Origin of the sequence: Spongiactinospora gelatinilytica, from assembly GCF_003236385.1 — a bacterium.
Lineage (GTDB): Bacteria > Actinomycetota > Actinomycetes > Streptosporangiales > Streptosporangiaceae > Spongiactinospora > Spongiactinospora gelatinilytica.
The window spans coordinates 1-9,277 of record NZ_POUA01000316.1 but is presented as its reverse complement, the minus strand read 5'-3'; the positions used below and the strand labels follow the sequence as shown (position 1 = coordinate 9,277).

At 72.5% G+C, this 9,277-nt stretch carries 7 protein-coding genes; 3 read left to right on the top strand and 4 right to left on the bottom strand.

The window, feature by feature from the left end:
* Positions 1–2: 2 nt before the first annotated feature.
* The gene (gene panB, locus C1I98_RS29745) at positions 3–872 is read right to left on the bottom strand and encodes a 3-methyl-2-oxobutanoate hydroxymethyltransferase (protein WP_111170711.1); all 870 of its coding nucleotides are present in this window, start codon (positions 870–872) and stop codon (positions 3–5) included.
* Positions 873–1,056: 184 nt separating this feature from the next.
* Here panB and C1I98_RS29740 point away from each other — a divergent pair, with 184 nt between their 5' ends.
* The 3 genes from C1I98_RS29740 (at position 1,057) to C1I98_RS29730 (ending at position 4,561) form a co-directional block, all read left to right on the top strand.
* Positions 1,057–2,265 (top strand): MFS transporter, encoded by a 1,209-nt coding sequence (locus C1I98_RS29740; protein WP_111170710.1) that lies wholly within the window; start codon positions 1,057–1,059, stop codon positions 2,263–2,265.
* Positions 2,266–2,424: 159 nt separating this feature from the next.
* A complete protein-coding gene (locus tag C1I98_RS29735) occupies positions 2,425–3,942 on the top strand; it encodes an MFS transporter (RefSeq protein ID WP_233508299.1) in 1,518 nt (505 codons plus the stop codon).
* A gap of 7 nt (positions 3,943–3,949) precedes the next feature.
* The gene (locus C1I98_RS29730; protein ID WP_111170708.1) at positions 3,950–4,561 is read left to right on the top strand and encodes a TetR/AcrR family transcriptional regulator; all 612 of its coding nucleotides are present in this window, start codon (positions 3,950–3,952) and stop codon (positions 4,559–4,561) included.
* Positions 4,562–4,570: 9 nt separating this feature from the next.
* Here the strand turns inward: C1I98_RS29730 and C1I98_RS29725 are convergent, their stop codons facing one another.
* The 3 genes from C1I98_RS29725 to C1I98_RS29715 form a co-directional block, all read right to left on the bottom strand.
* Entirely contained in the window at positions 4,571–6,355 is a 1,785-nt protein-coding gene (locus C1I98_RS29725; protein ID WP_111170707.1) for an NAD+ synthase, read from the bottom strand.
* 28 nt (positions 6,356–6,383) lie between these two features.
* Entirely contained in the window at positions 6,384–8,402 is a 2,019-nt protein-coding gene (locus tag C1I98_RS29720) for a sensor histidine kinase (RefSeq protein ID WP_111170706.1), read from the bottom strand.
* On the bottom strand, positions 8,399–9,277 hold an 879-nt coding region (locus C1I98_RS29715), incomplete at its 5' end, for a response regulator transcription factor (RefSeq protein ID WP_233508298.1). The genes C1I98_RS29715 and C1I98_RS29720, both read right to left, overlap by 4 nt.

Sequence of the window (9,277 nt, the reverse complement as noted above, 5' to 3'; positions counted from 1 at the left end):
GGTCAGCGGTAGCTGTGCTCGGCGGTGGGGAAGGCGCCGGTGGACACCTCGGCGGCGAAGTCGCGGACCGCGCGGTCCATCTCGCCGGCCAGGTCGGCGTACTTCTTGACGAACCTGGCCGGGTGCGGCGTCAGCCCCATGAGGTCCTGCCAGACGAGGACCTGCGCGTCGGTGCCGGGACCGGCCCCGATGCCGATGGTAGGGATCGACAGCGAGGCGGTGACCCGCTCGGCCAGTTCGGCAGGTACGCACTCAAGGACGACGGAGAACGCGCCCGCGTGCTCCAGCGCCTTGGCGTCGGCCATCAGCTCGTCGCCCGCCTCACCGCGCCCCTGCACGCGGTAGCCGCCGAACGCGTTGACCGACTGGGGGGTCAGCCCCAGGTGGGCCATCACCGGAATGCCCGCCGAGACCAGCGTCTCGACCTGGGGCAGGATCCGGCGCCCGCCTTCGACCTTGACCGCGTGGACGCCCGCCTCCTTCATGAAGCGGGCCGCGCTCTCAAGCGCTTGCTGCGGTGAGGACTGATAGGAGCCGAACGGAAGGTCGGCGACCACCAGGGCCCGCGAGGACCCCCGGACGACCGCCGCCGCGAGCGGCAGGAGATCGTCCACCGAGACGGGGATGGTGGAGTCGTACCCGTAGACCACCATCGCGGCCGAGTCGCCGACCAGCAGCACGGGGATGCCCGCCTGGTCGAAGACGCGCGCGGTCATCGCGTCGTAGGCGGTGACCATCGGCCAGCGTTCGCCGCGCTGCCTGGCGGCGGCGATGTCGCGGACGGTGACCCTCCTGCCGGCCTGGCCGCCGTACAGGGCGGTCGGCGAGCCGGTGGCCGGGGAAGCGGTGGTACCTGACGTTGATACGGACATGGCAGAGGACATCGTGGATCCCTCCTGGCCTCGAAGCGCCCCTGTGGCGTCTCCGGACCTTTCGATGATGGCACGCCCCGTTGCGCGGTGACACCCCTGGCTCCAATTACGGGTCCGCTGCGGGTAATCCCTTTCCGAAATGTCACACCGAACCGGCAGAATAGCTCGGGAGGTAAGTGACGAGATGGACTTAACGCCTTACAAGCGGGTGCTGGCGGCCCCCGGGGTGCGGACGCTGCTGCTGGTCGGGCTCCTCGCCCGGATCCCGGTGACGGCCACCGGCATGACGCTGACCATGCACGTGCTCCACGACATGAAGCTGAGTTTCACCCAGGCGGGCCTGGTGGGCGCGATCATCACCGTGGGCATGGCGATCAGCGCGCCGGTGGCCGGGCGCTTCATCGACAAGAAGGGGCTGCGCCCGGTGATCGCGATCACCACCCTGGCCCAGCTCGCGTTCTGGCTGACCGCCCCGGCGCTGCCCTACCTCGCGCTGCTCGTCTCCGCCGCGCTGTCGGGCCTGCTCACCCTGCCGCTGTTCAGCGTGATCCGGCAGTGCGTGGCCGCGGTGCTCCCCGTCGAGCGGCGCAGGACGGGGTTCGCGCTGGACTCCATGGCCGTGGAGCTGTCGTACATGATCGGCCCGGCCGCCGGAGTCGGGCTGGTGCTGGGGCTCGGCAGCGGCTGGGCTCTGGCGCTCGTGGGGTTCGGGCTGGTCGCGGCGGGCACGGCGCTGCTGGTGCTCAATCCGCCGACCCGTTCGGCGGAGGAGGACGCGGAGTCCGCGGACGCGCCCGTGGTACCCAGGAGGCAGTGGCTCGGCATGGGGGTGATCACCCTGCTGGGCACGGTCTCGGCGCTGACGTTCGTGCTCACCGCCACCGAACTGTCGCTGGTGGCCGTGCTGAAGGAGGGGCACGCGACGGAGTGGACCGGTCTGGTGATCGGCCTGTGGTGCTTCTACTCGCTGGTCGGCGGATTCGTCTACGGCGGTCTGCCCCGGGCGCTCTCGCCGTTGCTGCTGACCGCCGGGCTGTGCGCGTTCACCGCTCCGCTCGGCCTGGTCACCGGTGGCTGGGGCTGGCTCTGCCTGGCACTGATCCCGGCCGGTCTGCTGTGCGCCCCGGCGCTCGCGTCCTCGGTGGACGCGCTGACCCAGTGGACGCCGCCGTCCGTGCGGGGTGAGGCGATGGGCCTGCACTCGACCGCGCTGACCATCGGCATGGCGGCGGCCGGGCCGGTCGCGGGGGCGGTGATCGACGGGTACGGCCCGGGGTGGGCGTTCCTGGCGACGGGCGTGCTCGCGGCGGTGTTCGTGCTGGTCGCGATGCCGTTCTGGCGGCGAGCGCCCCGGGCGGTCAAGGAGCCGGGACCGGCGCCTGCCTCGGCGTGACGAGCGTCACGCCCTATTTCCGAAACGGGACTGTTGCGTATCGAAATATGGTCCGCTACGGTTGCGTTGCGAAACATACGCGTATCGAAATCCTGTAGTTGGTGGGGGCCCGTCTTGGAAGCTCATACCGGCCATCCACGTCGATGGTCGATCCTCGGTGTGCTGGTGTTCAGCCTGCTCGCCGTGGTGCTGGACAACACCATTCTCAACGTCGCGCTGAAGACGATCGCCGACCCCGTGCACGGGCTCGGCGCCTCGCAGAGCGAGCTGGAGTGGGCGATCAACTCCTATACGCTCGTCTTCGCCGGGCTGCTGTTCACCTTCGGGGTCGTGGGCGACCGCACCGGGCGGCGGCGGATGCTGCTCGCCGGCATGGTGGTGTTCGGGCTCTCGTCGATGGCCAGCGCCTACGCCCAGGACCCGATGCAGCTCATCGTCGCACGGGCCTTCATGGGCATCGGCGGCGCGGCGATCATGCCGGCCACCCTGGCGATCATCTCCAACGTCTTCCCGCCGAAGGAGCGCGGCCGGGCGATCGGGATCTGGGCGGCGGGCGTCGGCCTGGCCGTCGCGGTCGGGCCGATCACCGGCGGCCTGCTGATCGAGCACTTCTGGTGGGGCTCGGTCTTCCTGGTCAACGTTCCGGTGGTGGCGATCAGCGTCGTGCTCATCGCGCTGGTGGTGCCCGAGTCGCGTGACCCGAAGCCGTCCAGGCTCGACCCGGTCGGCGTGCTGCTGTCCATCATCGGGCTGGTCGCCGTGACGTACGGCATCATCAGGGGCGGCGAGCTGGCCACCATCGCCAGCCCGCAGGTGCTCGTCCCACTGCTCGGCGGCCTCGTCGTACTGGCCGTCTTCGCCTGGTACGAGCGGCGCATCGACCACCCGGCCTTCGATGTGACCTACTTCCGCGACATGCGCTTCTCCATCGCCATCGGCATGGTCGGCATCGTGTTCTTCGCGATGATGGGCACGATGTTCTTCCTGGCCTTCTACCTCCAGACGGTGCTGGGCTTCAGCGCCCTGGAGTCGGGCGTGCTGATGATCCCGTTCGCCGCGGCGCAGCTCATCTTCGCCCCGCTGAGCCAGCGGGTGGCGAACCGCTTCGGCGGCAAGGCGTCGGCCGGCGTGAGCATGGTGGTCGTCGCGCTGATGATCGGCGCGTACGCGCTGATGGACGAGAACACGCCGATCCCGCTGATGGTCGTGCTCTTCTTCGTACAGGGCGCGGCGATGGCCAACATCATGCCGCCCGCCACCACCGCGATCATGAACGCGCTGCCCAGGGAGAAGGCGGGCGTCGGGTCCGCGATGAGCAACACCGTCCGCCAGGTCGCCGGAGCGCTCGGCGTGGCCATCCTCGGATCGCTGCTGTCGGCGGTCTACCGGGACGGCATCGCACCTTCCCTGACCATCCTGCCCGAGGCCGCCCGGCACGAGGCGGGAGAGTCGCTGCCCGCCACCATGGCCGTCGCGCAGAGCCTCGGCGAGGCGGGCCAGGTCCTCATCGCCCCGGCCAAGGCCGCCTTCGTGAGCGGGATGCACGTCACCGCCGCGGCCTCCGCGGTGATCGCACTGCTGGGCGCCGTGATGGTGTTCCGCTGGCTGCCGGGCAAGACCAAGCCCGCGGAGCCGTCGCTACCGCAGGAACACGAGAAGGAACCGGCTGTAGTGTGAGGGCCTGATGACGACCTATGGAACGGCCGAAGGGGCGGTCCGCGCGGCGGGCCGTCCCCGTTCCGCGAAGGCGGAGAAGGCCATCATCGACGCGGTGCTCGACCTGATGGGCGACGGGATCACGATCTCGGAGCTGACCATCGAGGCCATCGCGGCGCGCGCGGGCGTGGGCAAGACCACGATCTACCGCCGCTGGTCCAACAAGGAGGACCTGGTGGTCGACGCCATGGCGACGCTCAAGGCGCCGCTGCCGCCGCTGCCGGGCACCTCGGTCCGCGACGATCTGCACGTCTACCTCGGCGCGATCCAGCGGGAGGTGGAGGACCCTCGGGCCCGCTGCGTGATGGCCATCGCGATGGGCGAGTCGGAGCGGCACCCCCGGCTGGTGCAGCGGGTGCGCGAGGTCACCGTCGCGCCGCGCCGCAAGGCGCTGCGCGCCGTGCTCGCCCGCGGGGTCGCGAACGGCGAGCTGCGGCACGACCTCAACATCGAGATCGCGTTGGCCGCCGTGGTCGGCGCCATGATGTGGTACATGAAGTGGCCCGACGGGCACGAGGTGCCCGCCGACCTGGCCGCGCTCGTCGCCGACGAGCTGCTGGCGGGCATGCGGGCGGCCTGAGCCGGGCCGCTACGTCGTCGTCTCGCGCCAGCGGTTGGTGATGGGCAGCCTGCGGTCCCGGCCGAAGTTCTTCGGGGTGATCTTCGGCCCCGGGGGATACTGCCTGCGCTTGTACTCCGCCGCGTCCACCAGGCGGATCACCCGGGCGACCAGCTCGGCGTCGTGCCCGGCGGCGATCAGCTCCGCCGCGCCCATGTCGCGCTCGACGTAGTCGTCCAGCAGCCGGTCCAGCAGGTCGTAGGCGGGCAGCGAGTCGGTGTCGCGCTGGCCGGGCCGCAGCTCGGCGCTGGGCTCCTTCTCGATCGAGTTGGGCGGGATCGGCGGCCCGCCGAAGTCGCGTACGAAATCGCCCGCCCCGCGCTGCTCGTTGCGCCACCTGGCGAGCCGCCAGACCATCGTCTTGGGCACGTCCTTGATCGGTGCGTATCCGCCCGCCGAGTCGCCGTACAGGGTGGAGTAACCGGTCGCGAGCTCGCTCTTGTTGCCCGTCGTCAGCACCAGGTGGCCGTGCTCGTTGGACAGGCTCATCAGCAGCATGCCGCGCACCCGCGCCTGCAGGTTCTCCGCCGACAGGCCGCTCAACTGGATCTCTTTCTCGAAGGCGTTGACGATGCCCTCGATCGGCACCAGCCGGTCCTGAAGGCCCTGCCGTTCCACCAGGTCACGCGCGTCGGACACGGAGTGCTCCGAGGAGTGGCGCGAGGGCATGAGCACCACGTGGACGCGGTCCGGGCCGATCGCGTCGGCGGCGATGGTGGCGGTCAGCGCCGAGTCGATGCCGCCGGAAAGGCCCAGGATCACCGAGCGGAAGCCGTTCTTGGCGACGTAGTCGCGCACGCCCAGCACCAGCGCCGAGTAGACCTCGGCCCGGTCGTCGAGCCGGTCGGCCAGCCGCGGCGGGGCGGGCGGCGCCTGGCGGGGCCGGACCTCGCCCAGCGTGGTCCGCTCGACCGTGATCGCGGTGCCGTCGTGGGCGTCGTAGGCGGACGGCCCCTGCGGCGCGTCCTGCCCGGCGGCGGGCACCTCCAGGTCGGCGACCAGCAGTTCTTCCACGAACCGCGCGGCCCTGGCGACCGGCTCGCCGTCCGGCCCGACGACGACCGAGTCGCCGTCGAAGACAAGCTCGTCCTGCCCGCCCACCTGGTTGACGTAGGCCAGCGCGCATCCGGCCTCGCGCGCCCGGCGGGCGACCAGATCCAGGCGGACGTCGTCCTTGTCCTTCTCGTACGGTGAGGCGTTGGGCACCACCAGCAGCCCCGCGCCCGCCTGCGCGACCACCGAGACCGGCCCGCCCTCCTGCCAGAGGTCCTCGCAGACCGCGACCGCCACGTCGGCGCCGTTCAGCCGGAAGATCGGCAGCCGGTCGCCCCTGACGAAGTAGCGGTACTCGTCGAAGACGCCGTAGTTGGGCAGGTGGTGCTTGGCCGTGCGGGCCACGACGGCCCCGCGGTGCAGCAGCGCGGCGGCGTCGAGCGGGGCGCCCTTGGGCTGCCCCACGCGCGGCGCGAGACCGGCCCGGTCGACGTACCCGGCCACCACGGCGATCTCGCCCAGCCCTTCATCGGCCAGGCGTACCGCCAGCTCCTCCAAGGTGGCGATGGACGCCTCCACGAACGAGGCGCGCAGCACGAGGTCCTCCGCCGGATAACCGGTCAGGAACATCTCGGGGAAGACCACCAGGTGCGCGCCCCGGTCGGCGGCGCGGCGGGTCCAGCCCACCAGCTTGGCGGCGTTGCCGGTCAGGTCGCCGACGGTGGGGTTGGTCTGGGCCAGGGCGATGCGCAGGTGTACCACGCTGCCCAGCCTATTACCGGCGATCTCCTCACCGGTGCGGACCCTCCGTCCCGGCGGCGGCGTCGGCGCCGGGCAGGGGCAGTACCGCGGTGACGAGCGTCCCGCCCGCGGGCGGAGAGGTGATCGAGCACGTCCCGCCCAGCTCGGCGGCGCGTTCTCGCATCGAGGAGAAGCCGACCCCCGGCCGCAGGGCCGTGGGCAGCCCGCCGCCGTCGTCGCCGACGGTGACGACCAGCGCCCGGCGCCGCTCGCAGTGCCGCAGCCCGACCGCGGCGGCGCTCGCCCCCGCGTGCTTGCGCACGTTGGTCAGCGCCTCCTGGACGATCCGGTAGGCCGCCACCTCGACCGCCGCCGGCAGGCCGGCGGGCAGGTCCTCGGCGGTGACGGTGGCGGCGAGGCCGGTCTCGGCGGCCAGCGCGCGCACCGCGCCGGCCAGCCCGAGGTCGTCCAGGGACGGCGGGCGCAGGCCGTACACCAGCTCGCGGATCTCCTGGCTGACCGTGTCCATGCCGGTGCGCAGCTCGCCGAGCAGCCGGTCGGCCGACTCCGGCGATCCGCGCAGCGACGCCCTGGCCAGCGTGATCGACATCGACATGCCGGCCAGCGCCTGGCCGAGGCCGTCGTGCAGGTCGCGGCGCAGCCTGCGGCGTTCCTCCTCGCGGGCGGTCAGGATGCGCTCTCTGGAGCGCTCCAGATCCGCGGCCATGATCACGGCGTGCGCCACGTCCGCGACGTACGGCGTGACCGCCGCGATCAGCCGCTCGTTGTAGGCGGCGGCGAACCGGCGCGGGCCGGGCGGGCCGAGCAGCATGCGCCCCACCGGCTCCCCGTGCCAGATCAGCGGCACCCGCCGGGGCGCCGGGCCGGTCTCGCCCGCCTCGGCGGTGCCCGCCTCGCCCAGGTCCACCGCCACCCCGGTCACGCCCAGCGCCTCGCGCACCGAGGTGGTCACGGCGGCGAGCGCGCCGCGCGGGTCGCTCGCGCCGATCTCGCTCACCAGGCGTCTGGCCAGCTCGCGCGGGTCGCCGTGCCTGCCGTACAGCAGCAGGTCCATCAACCGGCGCAGCCGGGTCAGCACCGGCCGGAACAGCGCGCCGGTGACCAGCGCGGCGACCGGACCGGCCACCGCGTCATAGCCGGTGACGAACATCCCGGCCAGGGCGGCCACGCCGAAGTAGACCGCGCTCACGACCACGACCAGGCCGGTGGCCACCACGGTGCGACTGACCACCGTCTCGATGCCGTACAGCCGGTAGCGCAGCACCGAGAGGGCCATGGCCACCGGCACCAGGCCGGTCCACAGCGAACCGGGCAGCCAGAAGTCCTCGCCCGCCAGCAGGAACGCCACATAGCCCGCGAACGTCGCCAGCGGCCAGGCGATCTGCCGCCGGATCGTCGCGTCGCCGCGGGCGAAGCGCAGCCCGAGGGCGAGCAGCGCGCAGACGACGGTGGCCATCGTGCCGATCTTGGTGATGGTCTGGATCGTGTGGTTGTAGGGGGCCAGGGCCTCCAGCGCGATCGGGTTCGGGATGATCTGGGGGAACGGGTAGCCCGCGGCGGACGGCGTGGGCCGTACGGCGGTGCGGGCGGCCTCGACCAGCGTCACCGCCACGGTGAACACCAGTACCGGCCGCCAGCGGCGCGAGGGCAGTCGGCCGTCGGGGGAGTAGAGCGGCAGCAGCACGGCCAGCGTGGAGCCGCCGAGGGCCCAGGCCACCGTCCCGATGATCCGGAACCAGCCGGCGGCGTCCATGTTCCCCGCCGAGGCGTACGCCGAGAGCTGGGCCGAGCAGAACACGTTCACCGCGCAGAGCAGTCCGCCGACCAGCATCAGCCAGCCGATCAGCAGGCGCGGGCGGCGGGCCACCAGGTAGGCCCCGACCAGTGGGAACATCAGCCCGGCCGCGTGGTCGGGCACCAGTGGCGGATCGAGCCGCCAGCCGGGCGGCAGCGGCCCGGCGACGACCAGCGCGGCCACGGTCAGGCCCACCCCGCCGGCCGCCGACGCGGCGGCCAGCGCGGCCCCGCAGCGGCGGATCGCGCTCACCGCGTACTGCCCGCGCGGCCGGCCAGCCCGGACTCATAGGCCAGGACCACGATCTGGGCCCGGTCGAACAGGCCGAGCCGGTCCAACAGTTCGGCGACCGCGCCGCTCACCTGCGGCTCGGGCAGGCTCAGGGTCGCCGCGATCTGCCGGTCGGTCAGCCCGCGCGCGACCAGTCTGACCATGTCGAGGTGCCGGTCGGACAACCCGGCCAGCTCGGGGGGCGCGGCGGGGTCGGACCGGCCGGCGAAGGCCGCGATCAGCCGTGTGGTGACGGCGGGGTCGATCAGCGCGTCTCCGGCGGCGGCGGCGCGCAGGGCCGCGACGAGCTGTTCGGGCGGGGAGGTCTTCAGCACGAAGCCGCTCACCCCGGCGCGCAGCGCGGCGTACAGGTTCTCGTCGGTGCCGAAGGTGGTCATCATGATCACCTTCGGCGGGGCGGGCTCGGCCAGGATGCGCCTGGCGGCGGTCAGGCCGTCCAGGCGCGGCATCTGGATGTCCAGCAGCACCAGGTCGGGGCGGGCCGCGCGGACCATCCCGATGGCCTGCTCGCCGTCCTCCGCCTCACCCGCGAAGGCGAGCCCGGGTTCGCTCTCCAGCACCACACGCAGACCCGTGCGAACCAACGCCTGGTCGTCGGCGACCACGACGCGCAGCTCTCCCGCGGCGTTGTGGCAGGGCCGGCTCCCCGGCTCCGATCGCGGGCCCATGGGAGCCGGTACCTGGTCGTCGGTGACCGCGAGGCCGTACTTCCCCGGGGAGGCGGAACCGGGTTCGTTCTCCGGAACCACACGCGGGCCCGTGCGGGCGGACGCCTGGTCGTGGGTGGCCGTGAGGCCGGGGTCGTTCTCTGGTGCTGCGTGCAAGGCGGTGGGGGC

Excerpts from the sequence above, each read along its gene's own strand:
- panB (WP_111170711.1), bottom strand. The coding sequence starts at position 872 with ATGTCCGTATCAACGTCAGGTACCACCGCTTCCCCGGCCACCGGCTCG.
- C1I98_RS29730 (WP_111170708.1), top strand. The coding sequence starts at position 3,950 with ATGACGACCTATGGAACGGCCGAAGGGGCGGTCCGCGCGGCGGGCCGT.
- C1I98_RS29740 (WP_111170710.1), top strand. The coding sequence starts at position 1,057 with ATGGACTTAACGCCTTACAAGCGGGTGCTGGCGGCCCCCGGGGTGCGG.